Annotated in this window: 21 protein-coding genes and 1 riboswitch; of the genes, 12 read left to right on the top strand and 9 right to left on the bottom strand. The window is 72.9% G+C overall.

Features of this window, described 5'->3' with window-relative positions:
* Nucleotides 1–116 precede the first annotated feature (116 nt).
* The 3 genes from ACZ7L1_RS00715 to ACZ7L1_RS00705 form a co-directional block, all read right to left on the bottom strand.
* Complete coding sequence (locus ACZ7L1_RS00715; protein ID WP_471433017.1) at nucleotides 117–470, bottom strand: nucleotide pyrophosphohydrolase; 354 nt, start codon at nucleotides 468–470, stop codon at nucleotides 117–119.
* Nucleotides 467–1,645, bottom strand: a complete 1,179-nt coding sequence (locus ACZ7L1_RS00710) for an AAA family ATPase (RefSeq protein ID WP_471433016.1) — start codon at nucleotides 1,643–1,645, stop codon at nucleotides 467–469. Before ACZ7L1_RS00710 ends, ACZ7L1_RS00715 begins: the two co-directional genes overlap by 4 nt.
* A 103-nt stretch (nucleotides 1,646–1,748) precedes the next feature.
* Nucleotides 1,749–2,138 (bottom strand): cell division protein SepF, encoded by a 390-nt coding sequence (locus ACZ7L1_RS00705; RefSeq protein WP_388561852.1) that lies wholly within the window; start codon nucleotides 2,136–2,138, stop codon nucleotides 1,749–1,751.
* Nucleotides 2,139–2,383: 245 nt separating this feature from the next.
* Between ACZ7L1_RS00705 and ACZ7L1_RS00700 the strand changes: the two genes are divergently transcribed.
* Together ACZ7L1_RS00700 and ACZ7L1_RS00695 are read left to right on the top strand one after the other, a co-directional pair.
* On the top strand, nucleotides 2,384–6,406 hold the full coding sequence (locus ACZ7L1_RS00700) for a molybdopterin-dependent oxidoreductase (RefSeq protein ID WP_471433015.1): 4,023 nt from the start codon (nucleotides 2,384–2,386) through the stop codon (nucleotides 6,404–6,406).
* A 178-nt stretch (nucleotides 6,407–6,584) separates the two neighbouring features.
* The gene (locus tag ACZ7L1_RS00695) at nucleotides 6,585–8,330 is read left to right on the top strand and encodes a hypothetical protein (protein WP_471433014.1); all 1,746 of its coding nucleotides are present in this window, start codon (nucleotides 6,585–6,587) and stop codon (nucleotides 8,328–8,330) included.
* Nucleotides 8,331–8,337: 7 nt separating this feature from the next.
* On the opposite strand, the gene ACZ7L1_RS00690 is transcribed toward ACZ7L1_RS00695, so the two are convergent.
* Nucleotides 8,338–8,685, bottom strand: coding sequence for an ArsR/SmtB family transcription factor (locus tag ACZ7L1_RS00690; protein WP_471433013.1), 348 nt, complete (start codon nucleotides 8,683–8,685; stop codon nucleotides 8,338–8,340).
* A 91-nt stretch (nucleotides 8,686–8,776) separates the two neighbouring features.
* A riboswitch (cobalamin riboswitch) is annotated at nucleotides 8,777–8,986 on the top strand.
* A 28-nt stretch (nucleotides 8,987–9,014) separates the two neighbouring features.
* On the opposite strand from ACZ7L1_RS00690, the gene nicT reads away from it, so the two are divergent.
* Complete coding sequence (gene nicT, locus ACZ7L1_RS00685; protein WP_471433012.1) at nucleotides 9,015–10,118, top strand: Nickel transporter NicT; 1,104 nt, start codon at nucleotides 9,015–9,017, stop codon at nucleotides 10,116–10,118.
* 21 nt (nucleotides 10,119–10,139) lie between these two features.
* On the opposite strand, the gene ACZ7L1_RS00680 is transcribed toward nicT, so the two are convergent.
* Together ACZ7L1_RS00680 and ACZ7L1_RS00675 are read right to left on the bottom strand one after the other, a co-directional pair.
* The gene (locus ACZ7L1_RS00680; protein WP_471433011.1) at nucleotides 10,140–10,907 is read right to left on the bottom strand and encodes a YcnI family copper-binding membrane protein; all 768 of its coding nucleotides are present in this window, start codon (nucleotides 10,905–10,907) and stop codon (nucleotides 10,140–10,142) included.
* A 39-nt stretch (nucleotides 10,908–10,946) separates the two neighbouring features.
* Entirely contained in the window at nucleotides 10,947–11,561 is a 615-nt protein-coding gene (locus ACZ7L1_RS00675; protein ID WP_471433010.1) for a hypothetical protein, read from the bottom strand.
* 101 nt (nucleotides 11,562–11,662) lie between these two features.
* On the opposite strand from ACZ7L1_RS00675, the gene ACZ7L1_RS00670 reads away from it, so the two are divergent.
* The 7 genes from ACZ7L1_RS00670 (at nucleotide 11,663) to ACZ7L1_RS00640 (ending at nucleotide 16,992) form a co-directional block, all read left to right on the top strand.
* Nucleotides 11,663–12,061: a TOBE domain-containing protein gene (locus ACZ7L1_RS00670; RefSeq protein WP_471433009.1), complete on the top strand. Its 399-nt coding sequence runs from the start codon at nucleotides 11,663–11,665 to the stop codon at nucleotides 12,059–12,061.
* Nucleotides 12,062–12,232: 171 nt separating this feature from the next.
* Nucleotides 12,233–13,051: a molybdate ABC transporter substrate-binding protein gene (gene modA, locus ACZ7L1_RS00665; RefSeq protein WP_471433515.1), complete on the top strand. Its 819-nt coding sequence runs from the start codon at nucleotides 12,233–12,235 to the stop codon at nucleotides 13,049–13,051.
* Nucleotides 13,048–13,899, top strand: coding sequence for a molybdate ABC transporter permease subunit (gene modB / locus ACZ7L1_RS00660; protein ID WP_471433008.1), 852 nt, complete (start codon nucleotides 13,048–13,050; stop codon nucleotides 13,897–13,899). The genes modA and modB overlap by 4 nt, the downstream gene beginning before the upstream one ends.
* Nucleotides 13,896–14,996 (top strand): ABC transporter ATP-binding protein, encoded by a 1,101-nt coding sequence (locus ACZ7L1_RS00655; protein WP_471433007.1) that lies wholly within the window; start codon nucleotides 13,896–13,898, stop codon nucleotides 14,994–14,996. The genes modB and ACZ7L1_RS00655 overlap by 4 nt, the downstream gene beginning before the upstream one ends.
* A 143-nt stretch (nucleotides 14,997–15,139) precedes the next feature.
* Nucleotides 15,140–15,559: a TOBE domain-containing protein gene (locus tag ACZ7L1_RS00650; protein ID WP_471433006.1), complete on the top strand. Its 420-nt coding sequence runs from the start codon at nucleotides 15,140–15,142 to the stop codon at nucleotides 15,557–15,559.
* A 117-nt stretch (nucleotides 15,560–15,676) separates the two neighbouring features.
* The gene (locus ACZ7L1_RS00645) at nucleotides 15,677–16,342 is read left to right on the top strand and encodes a DedA family protein (RefSeq protein WP_471433005.1); all 666 of its coding nucleotides are present in this window, start codon (nucleotides 15,677–15,679) and stop codon (nucleotides 16,340–16,342) included.
* Entirely contained in the window at nucleotides 16,339–16,992 is a 654-nt protein-coding gene (locus ACZ7L1_RS00640; protein ID WP_471433004.1) for a phosphatase PAP2 family protein, read from the top strand. Before ACZ7L1_RS00645 ends, ACZ7L1_RS00640 begins: the two co-directional genes overlap by 4 nt.
* A 54-nt stretch (nucleotides 16,993–17,046) precedes the next feature.
* On the opposite strand, the gene ACZ7L1_RS00635 is transcribed toward ACZ7L1_RS00640, so the two are convergent.
* Together ACZ7L1_RS00635 and ACZ7L1_RS00630 are read right to left on the bottom strand one after the other, a co-directional pair.
* Nucleotides 17,047–18,021, bottom strand: a complete 975-nt coding sequence (locus ACZ7L1_RS00635; protein ID WP_471433003.1) for a lysylphosphatidylglycerol synthase transmembrane domain-containing protein — start codon at nucleotides 18,019–18,021, stop codon at nucleotides 17,047–17,049.
* Nucleotides 18,018–19,529, bottom strand: a complete 1,512-nt coding sequence (locus tag ACZ7L1_RS00630; RefSeq protein WP_471433002.1) for a hypothetical protein — start codon at nucleotides 19,527–19,529, stop codon at nucleotides 18,018–18,020. Before ACZ7L1_RS00630 ends, ACZ7L1_RS00635 begins: the two co-directional genes overlap by 4 nt.
* Nucleotides 19,530–19,788: 259 nt before the next feature.
* On the opposite strand from ACZ7L1_RS00630, the gene ACZ7L1_RS00625 reads away from it, so the two are divergent.
* The gene (locus ACZ7L1_RS00625; protein WP_471433001.1) at nucleotides 19,789–20,190 is read left to right on the top strand and encodes a BlaI/MecI/CopY family transcriptional regulator; all 402 of its coding nucleotides are present in this window, start codon (nucleotides 19,789–19,791) and stop codon (nucleotides 20,188–20,190) included.
* Nucleotides 20,187–21,089 (top strand): M48 family metalloprotease, encoded by a 903-nt coding sequence (locus tag ACZ7L1_RS00620; protein WP_471433000.1) that lies wholly within the window; start codon nucleotides 20,187–20,189, stop codon nucleotides 21,087–21,089. Before ACZ7L1_RS00625 ends, ACZ7L1_RS00620 begins: the two co-directional genes overlap by 4 nt.
* A gap of 58 nt (nucleotides 21,090–21,147) precedes the next feature.
* Here ACZ7L1_RS00620 and tatA read toward each other — a convergent pair whose 3' ends face one another.
* A complete protein-coding gene (gene tatA / locus ACZ7L1_RS00615; RefSeq protein ID WP_471432999.1) occupies nucleotides 21,148–21,414 on the bottom strand; it encodes a Sec-independent protein translocase subunit TatA in 267 nt (88 codons plus the stop codon).
* Nucleotides 21,415–21,472: the final 58 nt, after the last annotated feature.

The raw sequence follows: 21,472 nt of genomic DNA, 5'->3' as shown, positions 1-21,472 counted from the left end.
TACCCAGAGTGAGTGCAGTCGGGCCGAAAAGCCAGAGCTGGTACGAAATCTGTGGACAACCCGGGGGATGTGGACAACTCAATGACTTCGGAGCGTGACGGCCCGAGCTTCCGTGATCACTCCTTCCCGGGCGCCGGAAACCTCTCCTCGTTGCGGTCGATCTTCGCGTCCAGCGCCGCCAGCGCGTCGATGCCCAGTACCTCGCAGAGCTGGAGCAGGTACGCCAGGACGTCCGCGACCTCGTCCGTGACCCGGTGGGCCGTGTCCGGGTCCTCCATGACGCGCCCGGACTCCTCCGGCGTCAACCACTGGAAGACCTCGACGAGTTCGGACGCCTCCACGCTGAGCGCGGCCACCAGGTTCTTGGGGGTGTGGTACCGCTGCCAGGCACGGGCGGCCGCGAAGTCGGCCAGCCGGCGCTGCAGCCGCGCCACGGTCAGGTCCTTGCGCTGCCCGGGTTCCTCTGTCACGCGCTCAGGTCTACCACCGTCACCCCGTCCACCCCCGCCGTCAGGGACGTCTCGCTCACCGCGCCCACCAGCCGGATGTGGCCCCGCTCACACATCCTTGCCGCCAGCCGGAGCAGTTCGCGTGCCTGGAGCCGGTCCATGCGGCGGTCGAAGCCGTCCGCCAGGACCGTGAGCGTCTGCAGCGCCGCCGGGACCTCTCCCACCGGGTCGACCTCCAGGACGCCCGGGCCGGTGAGCAGGACGAGGGCCAGGGCCACGTACCGCAGTTCGCCGTCGCCCAGCAGCTTCAGCGGGGTGCGCTGTCCGTCGCCCCTGTCGAGCAGCGCGCGGACCGTGCCGTCGCCCAGCGGCTCCGCCAGCAGGTCGACGACTTCTCCCGTGCACCCGGCAGCGACCGCCGCCGTCAGCAGCGCGTGCCGCCGGCCGCACTCCGCGCGCGTGCGCCACAGGACGTCCGCGAGGTTGGAGCAGTCCGGCAGCAGCCGGCCCGCGCCCAGCGGGACGGGTGCGCGCATCCGGCGGGGGCTCGGGTCGCAGGCGAAGACCGAGCGCAGAGCGACCACCATCTGCTCGGCGGCGGCGAGCACCCGGCGCTGGCCGTCGGTCTTCCCCGCGACGCGCAGCGGCAGCAGGGCGGTACCGAGACGGTCGTCGGGGAGCGGCCCCCGGGTGACCGGGGAGGCGCCGGCGGTGTGCCAGGCCGCCTGCACCACCGGGCGGCTCGGGTCGCGCAGTGCGGTCTCCAGCAGGACGAGACCGCCGGACGTCAACCTCTCGCCGACGATGCGCAGTTCGGGCTCGACCTGCACGGCGACGTCGAGCCGGACGGGACCTTGAGGGCCGTCGGCCGTGCAGCCGATCCGGAAGCCGCGCCGCCACTGGGCGTCGGGCCGCGCCCGCTCGGGGACACAGGCCACCGGGTCCGTGAACACCTCGGCCAGCTCCGCACCGCCGCCGAGCCGCGCGAGCGCCCCGTACGCCTGCAACGCGCGTGACTTGCCCGAACCGCTCGGCCCGGTGAACAGCGTCAACGGGCCCAGTGAAAAGGTGGCCCGCCGATGCCCGGCGAAGGCGGACAGCCGCAGTTCGGTGACGCACGGCCGGTCCGGACGCGGGCCGGCGGCAGCGGCTTGCTCAGGGACGGCGGGCGCGGGTGGCGCAGGCGACAGGGTCATATCCGGGACCGTAGGTCTCCTGCGGACCGGCGAACCGTTCCGGCCCCGCGGGCTTCCTACGATCGAGCGACCGGCCGGGCCCGTCGGCGACTCGCGCCCCGGCTCAGACCCCCGGAACCCCTGCCTCCTCCATCAGTCCCCGCACTTCCGTGCCCCGCGGCGTCAGCAGGAACACGTTGCGGTCCACCCGGTGCATCCCGCTGGACAGGCCGAAGACGACGCCGGTGCTGAAGTCCAGGACCCGCTTGGCGACGTCCGTCTCCGCGCCGGTGAGGTCGAGCAGGACCGGTACGCCCGCCATCAGGGTCTCGGCGACGTCGCGGGCGTCGGCGAACACATTGACCCGCAGGACGACGAAGCGGCGGCGCGCCTCGGTCTCCGCCTCGGGCAGCGCGCGGTGGTCGACCGCTGACGGCCAGGCGTCCCGGCCCCGCAGCGGAACGACCTGAGCGAGCCCCTCCCACTGTTCGTCGGTGACATCGTGGCTGTTCACCGGCCCTCCCCGTGTCGGCTCGCACTCATCGTCTGCACCGGGCAATTCTTGCGCATGGTCACCCGTTCGGCCCAACAGCGACACGGACCGCGACACTCCTTCGGTCACTTCGGCCGGACGGCGCCCCTCCAGTACCACGCCGGCGTTGCCTCACACCGGCCCCGTGCCCGGTGTGCAGCGCGCGTAACGGCTCAAGATCGCGGCGCGTGACATCCGCGTAACGGGCAATTCGTACGGTCGTCGGCATGACCACGAGCCCCGGAACGCAGCAGATACGGACCGTCTGCTCGTACTGCGGCGTCGGCTGCGGGATCGTGCTCGACGTCGCGAGCGGTCCAGATGGCCGCCGTCGTGTCGTCAAGGCGTCCGGCGACAAGGAGCACCCGGCCAACCGCGGCCGGCTGTGCACCAAGGGCGCCACCACCGCGGACATGCTGGCCGCGCCCGGGCGGCTGACCACGGCGCTCGTGCGCGACGACCGGGGGGCGGAGCCGGTGCCCGCTCCCGTGGACGCGGCCGTGCGCGAGACCGCCCGCCGACTGCGGGAGATCGTCGACGAGCACGGCCCGGACGCCGTCGCCTTCTATGTGTCGGGCCAGCTGAGCCTGGAGGCCCAGTACCTCGCCAACAAGCTGGCCAAGGGCTTCGTGCGGACCAACCAGATCGAGTCGAACTCCCGGCTGTGCATGGCGAGCGCGGGCGCCGGCTACAAGCTGTCGCTGGGCGCCGACGGACCGCCGGGCTCCTACGACGACCTGGACGAGGCGGATGTCTTCCTGGTCATCGGCTCGAACATGGCCGACTGCCATCCGATCCTGTTCCTGCGTCTGATGGACCGGGTCAAGGCGGGCGCCAAGCTGATCGTCGTCGACCCCCGGCGCACCGCGACCGCCGCGAAGGCGGACCTCTTCCTGCAGATCCGGCCCGGCACCGATCTCGCCCTGCTGAACGGGCTGCTGTACCTGTTGCACGAGAACGGGCACACGGACGAGGACTTCATCGCCCGCCACACCGAGGGCTGGGAGGCGATGCCCGCCTTCCTCGCCGACTACACGCCCGCGGCGGTCGCCGAGATCACCGGTCTGGCCGAGGAGGACCTCCGTCGGGCGGCCCGGCTCATCGGCGAGGCGAAGGAGTGGACGAGCTGCTGGACCATGGGGCTCAACCAGTCCACGCACGGCACCTGGAACACCAACGCGCTCGTCAACCTGCACCTGGCGACCGGCGCCATCTGCCGTCCGGGCAGCGGTCCGTTCTCCCTGACCGGGCAGCCCAACGCCATGGGCGGGCGCGAGATGGGCTACATGGGGCCGGGGCTGCCGGGCCAGCGGTCGGTGCTCGTGGAGGAGGAGCGGGCGTTCGTCGAGGAGCTGTGGGGGCTCCAGCCGGGCGCGTTGCGTGCGGACGGGGTGGGGCGCGGGACCGTCGAGATGTTCCAGAAGATGGCGGACGGCGAGATCAAGGCCTGCTGGATCATGTGCACCAACCCCGTGGCGTCCGTGGCCAACCGCAAGACGGTCATCGAAGGCCTGGAGGCCGCCGAGTTCGTCGTCGCCCAGGACGTCTTCACCGAGACCGAGACCAACGCCTACGCCGACGTGGTCCTGCCCGGCGCGCTGTGGGCCGAGGCAGAGGGCGTACTTGTCAACAGCGAGCGCGGGCTGACCCTCGCCCGGCCCGCGCTGGACCCGCCCGGCGAGGCGATGGCCGACTGGCGGCTGATCGCGGCGGTCGCGCGGGAGATGGGGTACGCGGAGGGCTTCTCCTACGGCAGCGCCGAGGAGGTCTTCGAGGAGATCAAGCGCGCCTGGAACCCGAAGACGGGCTGGGACCTGCGCGGGGTGACCTACGACCGGCTGCGGACCGGCCCCGTGCAGTGGCCGGCCGCCCGGGAGGACGGGCCGGCGCGCAATCCGATCCGGTACGTCGACGGCGGACTGACGTTTCCCACTCCGAGCGGCCGGGCGGTGTTCCACGCGCGGCCCCACCTGCCGCCCGCCGAACTGCCGGACGACGACTTCCCGTTCCTGCTGAACACCGGGCGGGTGCAGCACCAGTGGCACACGCTGACGAAGACGGGGAAGGTCGAGAAGCTCAACAAGCTCAACCCGGGGCCCTTCGTGGAGGTGCACCCCGAGGACGCGGCCGCGCTCGGGATCGCGGACGGCGACCGGGTGGAGGTGGCCTCGCGGCGCGGGCGGGCCGTGTTGCCGGCGGTGGTGACGGACCGGGTGCGGCCCGGGGGCTGTTTCGCCCCCTTCCACTGGAACGACCTGTTCGGCGAGTATCTGAGTGTCAACGCGGTGACAAGTGACGCGCTCGACCCGGTCTCCTTCCAGCCGGAGTTCAAGGTGTGCGCGGTGGCACTGGCGAAGGTGGCCGAGCCGGCGAGCCCTCCGGCGGCCCCCGTCCCGGCGGTCACACGGGTCCCGGTGCCCGCCGCCCCGACCGCCGCCGACCCCTTCGGCCTCACCCCCGCCCCTCCGCCGGTCCTGAGCTCCCAGGAGCGCCAGTACCTCACCGGCTTCCTCGCGGGCCTCGGTTCCGGCGCCCCCGGGGTGCCCGTGCTGCCGCCGGACGCGCCCTTCAGCCCGGAGCACGCCCTGTGGGTCAACGGCGTCCTCGCCGGCATGTACTCCCGGGCCGGCAGCGCCCCCGAGGAGCGGGAGCCGGCCGGCCGTGAGGTCGTGGTGCTGTGGGCCTCGCAGACCGGGAACGCGGAGGAGTTCGCCACGGCAACCGCCCAGCGGCTCACCGCGACCGGACACCGGGCGACCCTGGTCGGCATGGACGAGGCCGATGTCGGCCGACTCCCCCGTGGTGCCGATCTGTTGCTGATCACGAGTACGTTCGGCGACGGCGAGGCGCCCGACAACGGCTCCGGCTTCTGGGACGCCCTCTCCGGTCACGAGGCTCCGCGCCTGGACGGTGTCCGCTTCGCCGTGCTGGCCTTCGGCGACTCGTCGTACGACGACTTCTGCGGACACGGGCGCCGTCTCGACGCGCGCCTGCAGGAGCTGGGCGGGGTGCGCCTCGCGCCGCGCACCGACTGCGAACCCGACTACGAGCCGTCAGCGGACGCCTGGCTCGAGTCGGTCCTCACGGCGCTCGGCGGCGTCCCGGCGACCGCCTCCGCGCAGCCGAAGCCGGGCAAACCCGCCCCGGCGACCGCCCGCCTCGTCGGCAACCGGCTGCTCAGCCTGCCCGGAGCGGGCAAGGAAGTGCGCCGGTTCACCTTCGACACCAGCGGGACCGGCCTCACGTACGAGACGGGGGACGCGCTCGGTGTACGCCCGGTCAACTCCCCCGTGGTCGTGGAGGAATGGCTGGAGGTGACGGGCATCGACCGAGCCGCCGACGTCGAGGTCGCGGGAGCGGGAGAGGTGCCCTTCGCCGAAGCCCTGCTCAGGCATCTCGACATCACCCGCATCACCCCGGACCTGCTGCGCTTCGTCGCCGAACGCGCCCGCGACGACCGGGAGCTGCGGCAGCTGCTGCGCCCCGACAACAAGGACGGCCTGGCGCGCTGGTGCTGGGGCCGGCAGGCCGTCGACGTGGCGGCCGAGTACGCGGTGCGGGCCACGGCCGAGGAATGGGCCGGAGTGCTCAAGCGTTTGCAGCCGCGGCTGTACTCGATCTCCTCCAGCCCGCTCGTCGACCCCCACCGGGTGTCGCTGACCGTGTCCGTGGTGCGCTACGAGAGCCTGCGCGGGCGGCCCCGCGCCGGGGTGTGCGGCGGCTTCCTCGCCGACGCGGAGCCCGATGCGCCGGTGCCGGTCTTCGTGCAGCGCTCGCCCAACTTCCGGCCGCCGGCAGACGGCTCGACCCCGATGGTGATGGTCGGGCCGGGCACCGGGGTCGCCCCTTTCATCGGTTTCCTCCAGGAACGCCGTGCACTCGGGCACACCGCACCGAACTGGCTGTTCTTCGGCGAGCAGCACCGCGCCACCGACTTCTACTACGAGGAGGAGCTGACGAAGCTGCGGGAGGACGGCGTGCTGACGCGCCTCGACACCGCCTTCTCCCGCGACCAGCGCGCCAAGGTCTACGTCCAGGACCGGATGCGCGAGCACGGCCCCGAGCTGTGGCACTGGCTGCGGGAGGGCGCCCGCTTCTACGTCTGCGGGGACGCCTCCCGCATGGCCAGGGACGTGGACCAGGCGCTGCGGGACATCGCCGTCCTGCACGGCGGCCTGAGCGAGGCGGAGGCGGCCGCGTATGTGAAGCAGCTCGCGGCGGAGAAGCGGTATGTGCGGGACGTCTACTGAGGCGGCGCCCAGTGTCTCGATGACATCTACTGAGGCGGCGCACAGGGCCTCGACGGTGGCCGGCAGGCAGCGGGCAACCGTCGGCGCAACCCCCCGTACGAGCTCTCTTCACCTCGCTGCTACCGGGCTCTTCACCTCCGGGCGCTCGACGTTCATGATCTCCTCCTAGCGTCCTTCCGTGCATGTGGCAGAAGTGAAGCCGTCGACAAGCGCCCGCTGGGTGCTCCCGCTGGTGGCACGGGGGGAGGCGGAGCCGGACGGGGCTCCCGCACAGTGGCACCGCATTCTCACGTTGCTCGCGAACATCAGCCTGTTGATCGGCACGCGCAACGTGTGGAACAGCGCTGCCAGCCATCAGCCGCCGATCGCCGCGGTGATCTCCGTCTGCTACGCGTCGATCCTGGTGACGGGCGTCCTGACGCTGGTGGTGCGGCGCAGCCGCTCGCTGGCGCGCCTGGATCTCGTGGTCCTGGTGACGGCGATCACGCTCGTCTACTGCGCGGCCGGCGCGCTGCACGACTACAGCGACGAGTCGATCCTCACCATCCAGGCCGCCCGCGAACTACTGCACGGCGACCCGGTGTACGGGCAGGCCTGGCCCTGGCTGTTCGGGCACCACAGCACCGTCGCCTACACCCAGACGGTGGACGGCGGCTACGACTTCACCTACGGCTATCCGCCGCTGACCGCGATCCTCACCGCGCCGCTGCTGTGGATGGGCCACGGCGCGCTGCCCGAGGTCCTGGTCCCCACCACCGCGATCGCGCTCGGCACGATCGTCATGTGGAAGATGCTGCCGACGCCGTGGCGCTCGGCGGCCACCATGGTCTGCCTGGGCTTCGGCATGATCCCGATGTACGCCCGGCTCGGCTACCCGGCGATCGTCGCGCTGGCGTTCCTGATCCCGGTGGTGGTGCGCTGGACGCGGATGGGCACGGGCGGCCCGGCCGACTGGGCGCGGGCGGCCTGCCTGGGCGCGGCCTGCGCCAGCCAGCAACTGCCGTGGTTCCTGACGCCGTTCCTGCTCGCCGGTGTCTACGCGTTGCGTCGCGGCGAACTGGGGGCGCGCGAGGCGGCCCGCGCCGTGGGGCGGATCGTGGGCATCGCCGCCGGAACGTGGCTGCTGATCAACGCCTACTTCATCGTGACCGAGCCGCGCACGTGGATCGAGGGCATCGCGCTGCCGCTCACCCAGGGCGCGATCATCCACGGCCAGGGCCTGGTCGGCATCTCCCTGTACTACACCGACGGCAGCGACCGCCTGTCGTGGTACTCGCACGCCAGCATGCTGCTGGCGGCGGGTCTGCTGGCTCTGTTCGTACTGTTCGTGCGCCGGTTGGGTCCGGCGGCGACCGTGCTTCCCTGGTGCGCGTTCTTCCTGGCGACCCGTTCGCAGGACGGCTACTACCTGATGATGACGCCGCTGTGGCTGGCGGCCGCGGTCACCGTGCCGCCCTCCGCGTTCGCCACCGCCTGGCAGCCCCGGCTGCTGCACGGTCGGCGGACGGCCCGCGCGGTGTTGGCCGGGGCCCTGGTGGCGCCGGCCCTGGCGGCCGCGGCGGTGGCGGCGACCGGTAAGCCGCCGTTGCGGATGCAGGCCGTCGGCTCGACCCGGACCACCCCTCAGACCGTCAAGACGCTCACCGTCCGGGTGAACAACACCGGCGACTCCGCCGTCGAGCCCCACTTCGCGGTGACCACCGGCCAGGGCATGAGCCGCTATTGGAAGGTGCTCCAGGGCCCGTCGTCCGTCGGCGCCCACGCCTCGGCGACGTACCGGATCCAGGCACCGGGCAAGGGCTTCGCCATACCCAAGAAGGGAACCCGCATCCGGCTGCGGGCCTTCACGGCGTCGCCGATGACGCTGTCGAGTCAGGACATCCACCTGGCAGCGCAGAAGGTCCCGGCCTCGCATAAGAAGTGATGCCTGATCAGGTCACTTGCCTGAGCAGTTCGTTCACCAAGGGGTCGATCACGCGGTAGCGGACGATCCGCCCCTCCTTCTCACCCGCCACCACCTCGGCCGTCCGCAGCAGCCGCAGCGCCTGCGAGACGGCCGGGTCGTTCATGCCCGTCGCCACCGCCAGGTCGGAGACGGCGAGCGGCCCGGCCCGGTGCAGGGCCAGCAGCAGGGCGAGCCGACCGGGGTCGGCCAGCAGCGAGAAGCGGTCGGCCCAGGTGCGTACGGCCTCGGGGGCGCCGATGGCCTCGATGGCCTCGCAGACCCGGTGGCCGTCGATGGTGCGCCTGCCGGCGCGGTCGGCGGGGACGAGATGCATGCGCGCATTCTCCCAGGCGCCCCTGTGTGATCTTCGATACCTGGGGATACCTGCGCAACTGTGCAGTCTTGCAGGCGTCGCCGCCCCGGCCCTAAGGTGGCCGGGCCGTGGTGTTCGGGAAGACCGGTGAAAGTCCCCAGGGACTCAGGCCGGAGCGGCCCTCGCCACTGTGATCGGGGAGTTCCCGTCCCGTGCCGCCCGCCTCCAGCGGGCGGCGCCACTGGTCGCACGTCGACCGGGAAGGCAGGGGCGGGCGCGTTGATCCGTCAGCCAGGAGACCGGCCACGGCATCTCACGAAGTGATCCACGAGGTGCTGGAGCGTGACCGTATGACCCTGCCCGACCCTGCCCTGCCCGAGGCCGCCTCCTTCCGTTGGCGGCGCGAGGACACCCTGCGGACCGCCGGGCTGCTGGCGGTGATCGCCGCCCTGCACGTGGCCGCGTTCGGCGTACTGTTCCTGCTGGTGGTGCCCGAGCACTACGAGATGGGCTCCAAGGCGTTCGGAATCGGGCTCGGCGTCACCGCGTACACACTGGGCATGCGGCACGCCTTCGACGCCGACCACATCGCGGCCATCGACAACACCACCCGCAAGCTGATGGCGGACGGCAAGCGCCCGGTGTCGGTCGGGTTCTGGTTCGCGCTCGGGCACTCCAGCGTGGTGGTGGTGCTCGCCGCGCTGATCGCCGGGGGCACCCAGCTCGCCGGGCGGCTGATGAACGAGAACTCCCGTACGCACCAGGTGCTCGGCGTGCTGGGCACGACGATCTCCGGCTCGTTCCTCTATCTCATCGCGGCCCTCAACCTGGTGGCGCTGATGGGCATCCTGCGGGTGTTCCGGGCGATGCGGGCGGGGACGTACGACGAGCGGGAGCTGGAAGCCCACCTGAATTCCAGGGGGTTCATGAACCGGATCCTCGGCCGCCTCACCAGGTCCGTCAGCCGCCCCGGGCAGATGTTCCCGCTCGGCTTCCTGTTCGGCCTGGGCTTCGACACCGCGACCGAGGTCACGCTGATGGTGATGGCGGGCAGCGGGGCGGCGGCCGGGCTGCCCTGGTACGCGATCCTGTGCCTGCCGCTGCTGTTCGCGGCCGGGATGAGCCTCTTCGACACCCTCGACGGCACGTTCATGAACTTCGCCTACCAGTGGGCCTTCTCCAACCCGGTGCGCAAGGTGTTCTACAACCTCACCATCACCGGGCTGTCGATCGCGGTGGCCTTCCTGATCGGCACGATCGAGCTGGTCGGAGTGCTGCACGACAAGCTGGACCTGCGGGACGCGGTGACGGGCTGGATCGCCGGGCTGGATCTCGACAACGTGGGCTTCGTCATCGTCGGGGTGTTCGTGGCGGTGTGGGCGGCGGCCCTCACGTACTGGCGGCTGGCGAAGGTCGAGGAGCGCTGGGCTCCCCGTCCCGCCGACGGCAGGTGACGCCGGCGGGACGGGATCCGGTCACTCGGACGAGGGCGTGTGAGAGGTGCCTGAGGACCCGCCGCTGCGGCCGCGGGCGATCGCGAAGCCCGCGGCGGCAAGGCCCAGGACACCGACGACCAGACCGGCGATGCCGAGCCCGCGGGCGGTGGAGTCACTGGTGGCCGCGGCCTTGGTCGTGGTGGCACTCGGCTTCTCCGCGGCACCCGCGGGTGCCGCGGTGGAACCGCCGCCCTTCGCCGTGCCCTTGGCGGTCAGCTGGAGCACCGGCGCCGGGTTCTCCGGCTCGTCCTGCCCCTTCTGGGCCTCCTCGATCCAGCGGACGACGTTTCCGTCGGAGTAGGTCTGCAGCGTCTTGAACGTCAACTGGTCGGTGTCCTGCGGAAGTTGACCGAAGGCGACGTTGAAGTCCTGGTACTGGCCGTGCCGGATGCGGCCGCCGGTCCAGGTGATCTGGGAGACGGCGTCGGTGATGGTGCCGTCGTCCGTCTTGACCGGGGTCTTGAGCTTGGTGGTGGTCACCTGCGCCGTCCAGCCGTCCTGCGGGCTGACCAGCACCCCCAGGATCGGGTGGTCGGTGGGCAGGAAGACCTGCACCTTGGTGGTCGCGGCGGTGTCCTCCTCGTTGGGCACCCGGAAGGTCAGCACACCGTCGGTGGCGCCCTTGGCGTAGCTCTCGGGGTGGACGGTGACATGGGCGAAGGCCGCGCCGGCCGCGGTGAGGACACCGGCGGCGGCGAGTGCGGTGACGGTGATGGCGCGGCGCAGGGTGGTACGCATCGGGGACATGGGTGGGCAAGCTCCGTACTGGTACTGGGCGTTGGGGGTTCAGACGGTGTACGGGGTTGCCGGGGGCGGGCCGCGCCGATGGAGGGCGTGGCGGAGCAGCGTCTGTCCGGGGAGCCGGTGTCGGCGGGCGTAGGGGCGCGGCGGCGGGACGTACGCGGGCAGCGGTGCCGTACGCCACCGGACGGCGAGGCGCGGGACGAAGGCGGCGGCCTTGCGCAGCAGCGACCACAGGGCGGCCTCACCGCGCCGCAGACACCAGGAGGCCAGCAGGGCGGCGGCCAGGTGGGCGGCGACGGCGTGCGAGGTCATGGCGTGCGGCGGGGCGGCCATGGACATGCCGGGCATGCCGTGCGCCATGCCCGGCATGCGCATCGGCATCTGTGCCGGCCCGGCCGCGTCGAAGGCGAGATGGAACCCGCCCTGGACGAGGAGCATCGCGAGGGCGATGCCGGGCAGCGAGCGCTCCCGCCCGGCGAGCGCCGCACCGGCGGCGAACACGGGCAGGAACCCCGCCGCGTCCGCCCACACCGGCGGCACCGCGCCGGTGGCCAGCGTGTGTCCGCCGACGGCGAGCAGCACGCACACGACGGCGAACACCGCCGCGCGCAGGCTCCGCACCGTCCAGGACACGTCCATGGGTTGGGATCCTGCCATGCGGACACCCGCGATCATGTCCGTTTCCGCAGATCCGGCGCGCCGGAGGCGCCGAGGGACGCGTTGCGGAGGGGGTGGCGCGGGCGCCTATCGTGGCGCGCATGCAGTCCTACACAATCGGCCAGGCCGCCCGGCTGCTCGGCGTGAGCCCGGACACCGCGCGGCGGTGGGCGGACGCGGGGCGGGTGGCGACCCGGCGCGACGAGACCGGGCGGCGGGTCATCGACGGCAGGGACCTGGCCGCGTTCTCGGTGGAGCTGGCGCGCGGCGGCGCCGGCGAGGAGGACGCCCCTTCGTACACCTCGGTCCGCAACGCCTTCCCGGGGATCGTCACCGCCGTGAAGCTCGGTGACGTGGCGGCCCAGGTGGAGATCCAGGCGGGCCCGCACCGTCTGGTCTCCCTGCTGACCCGGGAGGCGGTGGAGGAACTGGGTCTGGAGGTCGGCATGGAGGCCACCGCCCGGGTGAAGTCGACGAACGTCCATATCGACACCGCCTGAGACGGTCCCGCGCCGGCACCTCCGGACGAACGCACACGCCAACCCGATTCCCCAGCAGACCGGCTTGTGCGATGTGACAGAGCACTTTCGGGTCGCATCTGCGCCAGTATGATCGGCGTATCGGAGGGGTGCCCTGCTCCCTCCTGGACGAGCAGAGGGAGTGGACCCGTGATGACCCGTTCCGCGCGCCGGCCCCGCCGGATGGTGCAGGTGGCCGGCGCGGGGGCCGCCGCGCTGCTGGCCCTGAGCGCCTGCTCCTCCTCGTCGGGCTCCCCCAGGACGGGGACGTCCGCCGCGTCCGCGTCACCGAAGCCGTCCGGCACGGTCACCGTCTTCGCCGCCGCCTCCCTCAAGGAGAGCTTCACGACCCTGGGCAAGGAGTTCGAGAAGGAGCACCCCGGCACGAAGGTGTCCTTCAGCTTCGGCGGCAGCGACACCCTCGCCGCGAGCATCACCGGGGGTGCCCCGGCGGACGTCTTCGCCGCGGCCAGCCCCAAGACCATGGCGATCGTGACGGACAAGAAGGACACGGCCACCGCCCCGGTGATCTTCGTGCGCAACCAACTGGAGATCGCCACCCTCCCGGGCAACCCGGACAAGGTCTCGTCCCTGAAGGACCTCACCAGGTCCGGCCTGAAGGTCGTCCTGTGCGACAGGACCGTGCCGTGCGGGGCCGCCGCGCAGAAGGCACTGGCCGCGAGCGGTCTGAAGCTGACGCCGGTGTCGTACGAGCAGGACGTCAAGAGCGCCCTGAACAAGGTGGAGCTGAAGGAGGCCGACGCCGCGGTCGTCTACCGGACCGATGTGAAGGCGGCGGGTGACAAGGTGCAGGGCGTGGAGTTCCCCGAGTCGGCCAAGGCCGTCAACGACTATCCGATCGCCCTGCTGAAGGACGCGCCCAACGCCGAGGCGGCGAGGGCGTTCATCGCGCTGGTGACCTCCGCCGAGGGCCGCAAGGTGCTGACCGAGGCCGGGTTCCTGCAGCCGTGACCCGGATCGACGCGTCCGACGCCGCGGCCGACACCCTGGTGGGCGGGCCGCGGCGCGGACGTGCCCGCCGGCCCGGTGTTCCGCTGCCACTGCTGCTGCCCGCGCTCGCGGGCCTGGCGTTCCTGCTGCTGCCGCTGGTGGCGCTGCTCGTGCGGGCTCCCTGGCACACCCTGCCGGACCAGCTGACCAGCGCGGAGGTGTGGCAGGCGCTGCGACTGTCCCTGGTGAGCGCCACCGCGGCGACCGCCGTGAGTCTGGTCCTCGGGGTGCCGCTGGCCTGGCTGCTGGCCCGTACGGACTTCCCGGGCCGGGGATTCGTGCGGGCCCTGGTGACCCTGCCGCTGGTGCTGCCGCCGGTGGTGGGCGGTGTGGCCCTGCTGCTGGCGCTCGGGCGCAACGGCGTGGTGGGGCGGTGGCTGGACTCGTGGTTCGGGATCACGCTGCCGTTCACGACGGCCGGTGTGGTGGTCGCCGAGGCGTTCGTGGCGATGCCGTTCCTGGTGATCAGCGTCGAGGGCACGCTCCGGGCCGCCGATCCGCGCTACGAGGAGGCCGCGACGACACTCGGCGCGTCCCGCTTCACCGCGTTCCGCCGGGTGACGCTGCCGCTCATAGCGCCCGGCGTCGCGGCCGGCGCGGTGCTGGCGTGGGCGCGGGCACTCGGCGAGTTCGGGGCGACGATCACCTTCGCGGGCAACTTCCCGGGCCGCACGCAGACCATGCCGCTGGCCGTCTACCTGGCCCTGCAGAACGACCCGGCGGCGGCGATCGCGCTGAGCCTGGTCCTCCTCGCGGTGTCGATCGCGGTCCTGGCGGGGCTGCGGGACCGCTGGATGACGGCGTCATGACCCACGCCGACCGGACCACCCCGCGCAGCACCGTCAGCACCGCCACCGGCGTGCGCGGCGACGGCCTCGACGCGCGGATCGTCGTCGAGCGCGGTTCCTTCCGGCTCGACGTGGCGCTGGCCGCCGCGCCCGGGGAGGTGGTGGCACTGCTCGGGCCCAACGGCGCCGGGAAGACCACCGCCCTGCGCGCACTGGCCGGACTGGTCCCGCTCTCCGGCGGTCATCTGCGGCTCGACGGAGCCGCGCTGGAGCGCACTCCCCCCGAGGCGCGCCCCGTCGGCGTCGTCTTCCAGGACTATCTGCTCTTCCCCCACCTGTCGGCGCTGGACAACGTGGCCTTCGGCCCGCGCTGCCAGGGCGCGTCCAAGGCCGAGGCGCGGGCGGTCGCCGCAGGGTGGCTGGAGCGCATGGGGCTCGCCGAGCACGCGGGCGCCAAGCCGCGCCGGCTCTCCGGCGGCCAGGCGCAACGCGTCGCGCTGGCCCGGGCGCTGGCGACCCGGCCCCGGTTGCTGCTGCTCGACGAACCGCTCGCCGCGCTCGACGCCCGCACCCGGCTGGAGGTGCGGGGCGGACTCCGCCGCCATCTGGACGACTTCGAGGCGGTGGCCGTGCTGGTCACCCACGATCCGCTGGACGCGATGGTCCTGGCCGACCGGCTGGTGGTCGTGGAGCACGGCCGGATCGTCCAGGAGGGCACCCCCTCCGACGTCGCCCGCCGTCCGCGCACCGACTACATCGCCCAGCTCGTCGGGCTCAACCTGTACCGGGGGACGGCGCAGGGGCACGCCGTACGGCTCGACGCCGGTTGCTCGATCACCACTACGGAAGACCTGTCCGGACCCGTCTTCGTGGCGTTCCGGCCGAGCGCGGTGACCCTGTACCGGGACCGGCCCGACGGCTCCAGCGCGCGCAACCTGTGGCGCTGCCGGGTGGCGGGGCTCCAGACGCACGGCGACCAGATCCGCGCCGACCTCACCGGTGAGCTGCCCCTGGCCGCGGACCTGACCACCGTCGCCGCCGCCGAACTCGGCCTGCATCCGGGCGCCGCGGTGTGGGCCACGGTCAAGGCGGCACAGACGCACGCCTATCCGGGCTGATGCGTGGATCGTGCGTGTTCGACCTGAGACGCGGACCGGGACATATCCGGCCTGACGCGCCGCCCGGAAGCGGCCCGCGCATCCCGCTACCGTGGACCGGCCAGGACAGAATCAGCCATTCTCCACATTCCGCTAGGGCCCCCATGAACCTGAGCATCCGCAACCAGATTCCCGGCACCGTCACGTCCGTCACACCGGGTGAGGTCATGGCGGCCGTCAAGGTCAGGCTGAACGGGGGGCAGGACATCACGGCGGCGGTCACCGTGGAGGCCGTGGACGAGCTGAACCTCGCTCCGGGCGCCTCGGTGTACGCCCTGGTCAAGTCGACGGAGGTGGCGCTCGCCACCGAGGCTGTGGAGGGCGTTTCCATCCGGACCCAACTGCCCGGTACCGTCGACCGCATCACCACGGGCGGGGCCATGGCGTCGGTGAAGGTGACGATCGTGGGCGGGGCGCTCACGGCCGTGATCACCAAGGACGCCGCGGAGGACCTCGGTCTCCTGCCCGGCTCCTCGGTCGTCGCACTGATCAAGTCGACGGAGATCTCGCTCGCGACGCCCTGAAGGGAACGTTCGCCACCCGATCATCGTCTACAGTTCCGTAGACGTCTACACGAATGTAGTCAGCCGCCGGGTGACGCCGCGTCGCGCCCGGTCTCCGTACCGGAAGGGCTCGCGACGATGGCCACCTCCTTGTTCCTGGGATCACAACTAGCGGTGAACGTGCTGGACGCCCAGTCCCTGCTCGCCGCTTTCGGGGTGCTGGGCGTGGGCGTGGTGATGTTCGCGGAGACCGGCCTGCTGATCGGATTCTTCCTGCCCGGCGACTCCCTGCTGTTCACCGCGGGCCTGTTGTGCACCGGCTCCGGGCAGCAGGGGGTGAAACTGTCGCTGCCCGCGCTGCTGGTCGCCGCGGCCGTGGGCGCGCTCGCCGGGTCGCAGTGCGGTTATCTGCTCGGCCGCAAGGCGGGCGGCGCGCTGCTGACCCGCAGCCGCTCGGCCCGCCTGCACGAGGGCGCGCGCCGCGCCGAGGAGCTCCTGGAGCGGTACGGACACGCGAAGGCGATCGTCCTGGCCCGCTTCGTCCCCGTGGTGCGCACGGTGCTGAACCCGATGGCGGGTGCGTTGCAGGTGCCGGTGCGGACCTTCACCGTCTGGCAGGTGACCGGCGGCCTCCTGTGGAGCCTCGGTCTCACCCTCGCCGCGTACGCGCTCGGGTCCTCGGTGCCGAACGTCGACAAATACCTGCTGCCGATGGTCGCGGTGATCGTCCTGGTCTCCCTGATCCCGGTCGCCCTTGAGGTCCTGCGCTCCCGCCGGGCCGCGAAGGAGGGTGTCCGCGGATGACGTACGCCTTCGACGGTGCCCCGATCGACGGCTGGGCCTACACGGACGTGGTGGACCTGGCCCGCCGTACCCCCTCCTGGCTGGACGCGCTGATCTCCGCCTGGTCGACGTACGGGCTCGGGGTCTTCGCCGTGCTGATGGTCCTCGCCTGGTGGCGGGCGCGCCGCACCGGCGCCGGGGCCGCGCTGCTCGCCCTGGCGGTGCCGCTGCTGGTGGTGCTGGCCTACGCCGTGAACTCCGTGCTGAAGCTGCTGGTCCGTGAGGACCGGCCCTGCCAGAGCCTGCACGTGGTCACGCTGGAGGCGTGTCCGGCGCCGGGCGACTGGTCGTTCCCGAGCAACCACGCGGCGATAGCCGCGACGGCCGCGGTCGCCCTGTTCCTCGTCTCGCGCCGGATCGGGTACGTCGCTCTGGTGGCGGCCGGTGCGATGGCGGTCTCCCGGGTCTGGGTCGGCGCCCACTACCCGCACGACGTGGTGGCCGGGTTCGTGGTCGGCGCCCTGGTCGCGTCGCTCACGATGATCCCCCTCAGTCGCCGCCCGGACGCCCTGTCCCACCGCCTGGCGACCACTCGGCTGCGTCCGCTGCTGGTGGCGTCCGCGACGACCGGCCAGGACACCGCCCCAGAGCGGACGGGCACTCCCACGTAGAGCCCCGACCATGCGTCACAGGTCTCCTGGTCGACCGCCCGGCGCGCACCACTGTCACAGCACCCTGCGCCGTACCAGCAGGCCCAGCACCAGCAACCCTGGCAGCAGCGGCAGCCAGACCGTCAGCAGGCGGTAACCGAGGACCACGGAGGCCGCCGCTGACCCCGGTGCGCCGCTGAGCGAGAGGGCGAGGGCGAGTGCGGCGTCCAGCCCGCCGATGCCGCCCGGGGTCGGCAGCAGGACCGCCGCGCTGCTCGCCACGAAGTAGGCCAGCGCCACCCGCTCGGGCGGCAGCGGCACGGCGAGGGACCGGGTCACCGCGATCACCACCAGCGCGTGCAGCGACGCGAAGGCGAGCGAGCCGCCCCACAGGGCCAGCGCCCGCCCGGGCAGCCGGTGCACGGCCCGCACGTCCGCCAGCACGGCCCCGGCGGCACGGCGCACCGGCCCGATCAGCAGCAGCGCGAGCGCGGCGGCCACCAGGACCGCGGCCACCACCAGGACCGTGGAAGCGTGCGGCAGGCGCAGCAGCCCGGGCCCGGCGAGCGCGAGGACGGCGATCAGCGCTCCGCGCGCCGTGCCCCCGGCGGTGGCCTTGACCGCGAGCGCGGTCGCCGAGCGGGTCACGGACAGCCCGCAGCGGGTCAGGAAGCGCAGGTTGACGGCGCCCGCGCCGACGCCCGCGGGCAGCAGATGGTTGGCGGCCGACGCGGCGAACTGCACGGCCACCAGCCGCCCGCCGGGCAGCGCCTCGGGCACCGCCCCCTGCTGGGCGAGCGCCGAGCACGTCCAGGTCGCCGTCGCGGCCGTCGCCCCGAGCAGCAGCCAGCCCGGGTCGGCACCGGTGAGCCGGTCCGCGCCGGACGCGATCACCGGCCAGTGGCGCAGGGCGAGCAGGGCTGCGGCGGCGAGCACGGCGAGGGTGAGAGCCGCTTGCCAGTGGGCGCGGCGGCGCAGGATCGCGGTGCCGGTCCGGGCGGTCGCCGCCCGGGTGTCCGGCGCCGCCTCGGTGGCCGGCGGAGGACTCATCCGTGTCCGCCCTTCGCCGTGGGCGAGACGAGGATGCGGACGCCGTCGAAGCTGTGCGTCTTCCAGCCGCGGGTGTACGACGGCGGCCGGCCGGTGGGGGTGCCCAGGTGGGCGACGGGGATGCGCCGGGCGGTGCTCGCGATGCCGGCGGCGGTGTCGTTGACGTTGTGGCCGCTGGTGGCGGCGGAGGCACAGCCGGCGTAGAAGGCGATGGGGACGGCTTCGTCACCGGTGAGCAGGCAGGGCGGACGGACCCCGAGCCGGTGCAGTTCGGCTGCGGTGCTGGACCAGCCGCGGTGGTCGGCGGTCGTGCGGGCCACCGTGCGGTGCAGCACCGCGAACTGGACCGCCAGATGCCCGGCGAGCCCGATCGCCACCAGCGTCGCGGTGACCGGACGCCACCGGCCGTCCCGCCCGGTGACCAGGTGCAGGAGAGCGTCGGCGACGGGGACCGCGAGCAGGGCGTAGGAGGGGAGCAGGAAGCGGGGTGCGGCGTAGCCGATGAGGAAGAGGTACGGGAAGGCCGCCGTCGCCGCGCAGGTCAGGGGCACCAGGGTGCGGGAAGGGGCTGCCGGGCGGCGGGCCCGGAGTGCGACGGCCGCCGCGAGCACCGCGAGCAGGGGCAGCACGAACCACCAGGCGGTCACCGCCGGGTTGGGCAGTGGGCCGGCGCACGGGCGGCACAGGGCGCGCCCGCCGAGGCTGCGCAGCTGGTCGCCTATGGCGATGCTCCAGCCCAGGCCGCCCTGTATCCGGGAGCCCTCGGCGAGGCGGTGCAGGAGGCCGCCGTAGTCGGCGTAGGCCTCGGCGATCCACTCGGCCGCGCCGGCGACCAGCCCGCCCACCAGGGCCGACAGCAGCCGCAGTCGGCGCCAGCGGGGGAAGAACAGCGCCAGGGCCAGCAGCGGCGCGGTGGTCCAGACACCGTCGGTGGGCCGCATCCACGTCATCAGTGCCGCGCCCGCGGCGAGTCCCCACAGGGCGGCCCGGTCGGTGCTGTCGGCGTGGGCGCGCAGGAAACAGCCGGTGCCGGCCAGGGCACCGATCGCGACCCAGTAGTTGGGCATGACCTGCGGGCCGTAGAACAGTGTCACCCACAGGCTTGCGAACAGGGCGCCCCCCAGGGCGAGGACGCGGGCCGGGAACAGCGGGCGCCAGACGCGCAGCGCGACGAACAGGGCGGCGGAGGAGAGCACCGCCAGATAGACCCTGAGCAGTGCGGTGGAGGAGGACCACCAGGTGACGGGGGCGATCAGCAGGGATATGCCCCGAGCGCGGGGGGCGCTGAAGTACGCGGCGGGGGCGTGGGCGCTGATCTGGCTGACATAGACCGTCTCGTCCCAGCCGAGTCCCATGCCCGGCCGTACGAGGACGAGCTGGGCCAGCGCGAAGGCGCCCGCGACCGCTGCGATCAGGCCCTGGCCGCGGTCCCGCCACGACATGCCGGCGACCGACGGCGCTGCGAGCCGGCGGACGCCTGCGAGCGTGGTGCGCGAGCTGTTGGCCATGACCCACCTCTCACCCCTACGGGCCGCAGGGGCATCACACCCTACAGGTCGTAGGGTTGACGATGGAAATCAGGAAAGAAGCAGGTAAAACACGGACAAGCTAACGCGCGCGGCCAGGGGGTGCAGCGCGAGAACGGCGGTCACCCGGCCTGCCCGTGGGCGGTCTTGCTCCGATGGAGTGAGTCGGGCCGTGGCGGTCCGCGGGGGGCCGCTCCGCCCCACCACCGACAAGCCCCCTACGCGCTGTAAGGTTGCGGGCATGGCCGGCAGAGGCCCTGGGGGCAGGGCGGAACGACGCAGCAGCGGTGAGCTGGAGAGCGAGGTGCTCGCGACGCTGTGGGCCACCGAGGAGGCGCTCACCCCGGCCGAGATCCAGGCCGAAATCGACGGCGGCCTCGCCTACAACACCGTGCACACCATCCTCAAACGGCTGTACGACAAGGGGCTCGTGCTGCGCGATGTGGACGGGCGGCGCGGCGCGTACCGGCCCGCGAAGAACGCGGCCGAACTGACCGCCGAGGCGATGCACGAGGCACTGGACCGCGGCCCGGACCCGATCGCCACGCTCCAGCAGTTCGTCTCCGGCCTCAGCCCCGAGGAGGAACAGGCGCTGCGCGACCTGCTCGGCGGGCGCCCCCTCCGCGAAAGGGGTGGCGCATGAAGATCGACGTCTACGTCCCGCTCCTGCTGTCGCTGCTGCTGGCCGCCCTCAGCCCGCTGGTCGGCCGGCGAGTGGCGCCCGCGCTCGCGGCCCGGGTGCTGACCGTCTCCGCCGTATTCACCGCGGCCGCCACTGTCTGGTCGCTGGCGCTGCTCGCGATCACCCTGGTGGGCCAGGTGCCGCCGGTCGCCACGGACGCCCGCGAGGACGGCCACCGACTGCCGGACCCGGTCCCGGCGGCGATCGCCGTCGCCGCGATCCTGGCTCTGGCAGGGGTGGCCCTGCGCATGTACCGGGCCGTCCGCACGGAACGTGTGACGCGCCGCACACTGCGGGCACTGTGTGCCGGACAGCCGCCGGACACGGAACTGGTCGTCGCCGCCTCACCCGTGCCGCGGGCGTTCGCCATTCCCGGCGGTGGCGGCGCGCCTGGCCGGATCCTGGTCACCTCGGCGATGCTGAGCGCCCTGGAGCCGTCGGAGCGCCGGGTGCTGCTGGCGCACGAGCGGGCGCATCTGACCCACCGGCACGCGTTCCTGTCGACGGCTGTGGCGCTCGCCGCGGCGGCCGATCCCCTGCTGGCGCCGGTCCGTACCACGGTGACGTTCCTGGTGGAGCGGTGGGCGGACGAGCGGGCGGCCGACGCGGTCGGGGACCGTGGCACCACGGCCCGCGCCCTGGCGCGCGCCGCGCTCAGCGCCGGGCGCCGTGCTCCGGCGTGCGCGTTGGCCTTCACCGACCGCGCGGTCACCCGCCGCATCGCCGCCCTCCAGGCGGGCCCTCCCCCGCACCTGTGGCCGCTGGCCGCGACCACACTCGCGCTGGGCGCCCTGCCGGCGTTGGGGGCGGCGGACGCCACGGGGGATCTGCTGCGACTGCTGGGGCACGCACTGGTGTGACACGACTCGGCCCGTCGACGTCTGACGCTTCGTCACCCTCCAGACGGCACCCGGGAGCTCAGTGGACCGCGTCGCTCTCCCCCACCGGGCGGGCCGAGGCCGTCTCCCCGGGGGCCGGCTGGATCAGGCGCTGCGCCGACGGCTCGGCCGAGGCGGACTGCGCGGTGACGCCGTCCTCCTTCATGGCCTTGGCCTCGCTCTTGAGGATGCGCATCGACTTGCCCAGCGCGCGTGCGGTGTCGGGGAGCTTCCTGGAACCGAACAGCAGGATGATGACGATCGCCACGATCAGCAGATGCCAGGGTTCCAGGCCGTTGCGGAGCATCCCCGCCCACCCCTTCTCTTCCTCGGACCGGGGTGCCCGCCGGGAGCGCGGCACCACC

The organism is Streptomyces sp. NPDC107546, assembly GCF_055639175.1.
The sequence above is the reverse complement of the archived record's forward strand: the minus strand, read 5'-3'. Positions and strand labels throughout refer to the sequence as shown.

What these genes read in the sequence shown, in the direction of transcription:
- ACZ7L1_RS00710 (WP_471433016.1), bottom strand. Translation starts at nt 1,645, where the DNA reads ATGACCCTGTCGCCTGCGCCACCCGCGCCCGCCGTCCCTGAGCAAGCC.
- ACZ7L1_RS00700 (WP_471433015.1), top strand. Translation starts at nt 2,384, where the DNA reads ATGACCACGAGCCCCGGAACGCAGCAGATACGGACCGTCTGCTCGTAC.
- ACZ7L1_RS00690 (WP_471433013.1), bottom strand. Translation starts at nt 8,685, where the DNA reads ATGCATCTCGTCCCCGCCGACCGCGCCGGCAGGCGCACCATCGACGGC.
- nicT (WP_471433012.1), top strand. Translation starts at nt 9,015, where the DNA reads ATGACCCTGCCCGACCCTGCCCTGCCCGAGGCCGCCTCCTTCCGTTGG.
- ACZ7L1_RS00680 (WP_471433011.1), bottom strand. Translation starts at nt 10,907, where the DNA reads ATGTCCCCGATGCGTACCACCCTGCGCCGCGCCATCACCGTCACCGCA.
- ACZ7L1_RS00675 (WP_471433010.1), bottom strand. Translation starts at nt 11,561, where the DNA reads ATGGCAGGATCCCAACCCATGGACGTGTCCTGGACGGTGCGGAGCCTG.
- ACZ7L1_RS00670 (WP_471433009.1), top strand. Translation starts at nt 11,663, where the DNA reads ATGCAGTCCTACACAATCGGCCAGGCCGCCCGGCTGCTCGGCGTGAGC.
- modA (WP_471433515.1), top strand. Translation starts at nt 12,233, where the DNA reads ATGACCCGTTCCGCGCGCCGGCCCCGCCGGATGGTGCAGGTGGCCGGC.
- ACZ7L1_RS00655 (WP_471433007.1), top strand. Translation starts at nt 13,896, where the DNA reads ATGACCCACGCCGACCGGACCACCCCGCGCAGCACCGTCAGCACCGCC.
- ACZ7L1_RS00650 (WP_471433006.1), top strand. Translation starts at nt 15,140, where the DNA reads ATGAACCTGAGCATCCGCAACCAGATTCCCGGCACCGTCACGTCCGTC.
- ACZ7L1_RS00645 (WP_471433005.1), top strand. Translation starts at nt 15,677, where the DNA reads ATGGCCACCTCCTTGTTCCTGGGATCACAACTAGCGGTGAACGTGCTG.
- ACZ7L1_RS00640 (WP_471433004.1), top strand. Translation starts at nt 16,339, where the DNA reads ATGACGTACGCCTTCGACGGTGCCCCGATCGACGGCTGGGCCTACACG.
- ACZ7L1_RS00635 (WP_471433003.1), bottom strand. Translation starts at nt 18,021, where the DNA reads ATGAGTCCTCCGCCGGCCACCGAGGCGGCGCCGGACACCCGGGCGGCG.
- ACZ7L1_RS00630 (WP_471433002.1), bottom strand. Translation starts at nt 19,529, where the DNA reads ATGGCCAACAGCTCGCGCACCACGCTCGCAGGCGTCCGCCGGCTCGCA.
- ACZ7L1_RS00625 (WP_471433001.1), top strand. Translation starts at nt 19,789, where the DNA reads ATGGCCGGCAGAGGCCCTGGGGGCAGGGCGGAACGACGCAGCAGCGGT.
- ACZ7L1_RS00620 (WP_471433000.1), top strand. Translation starts at nt 20,187, where the DNA reads ATGAAGATCGACGTCTACGTCCCGCTCCTGCTGTCGCTGCTGCTGGCC.
- tatA (WP_471432999.1), bottom strand. Translation starts at nt 21,414, where the DNA reads ATGCTCCGCAACGGCCTGGAACCCTGGCATCTGCTGATCGTGGCGATC.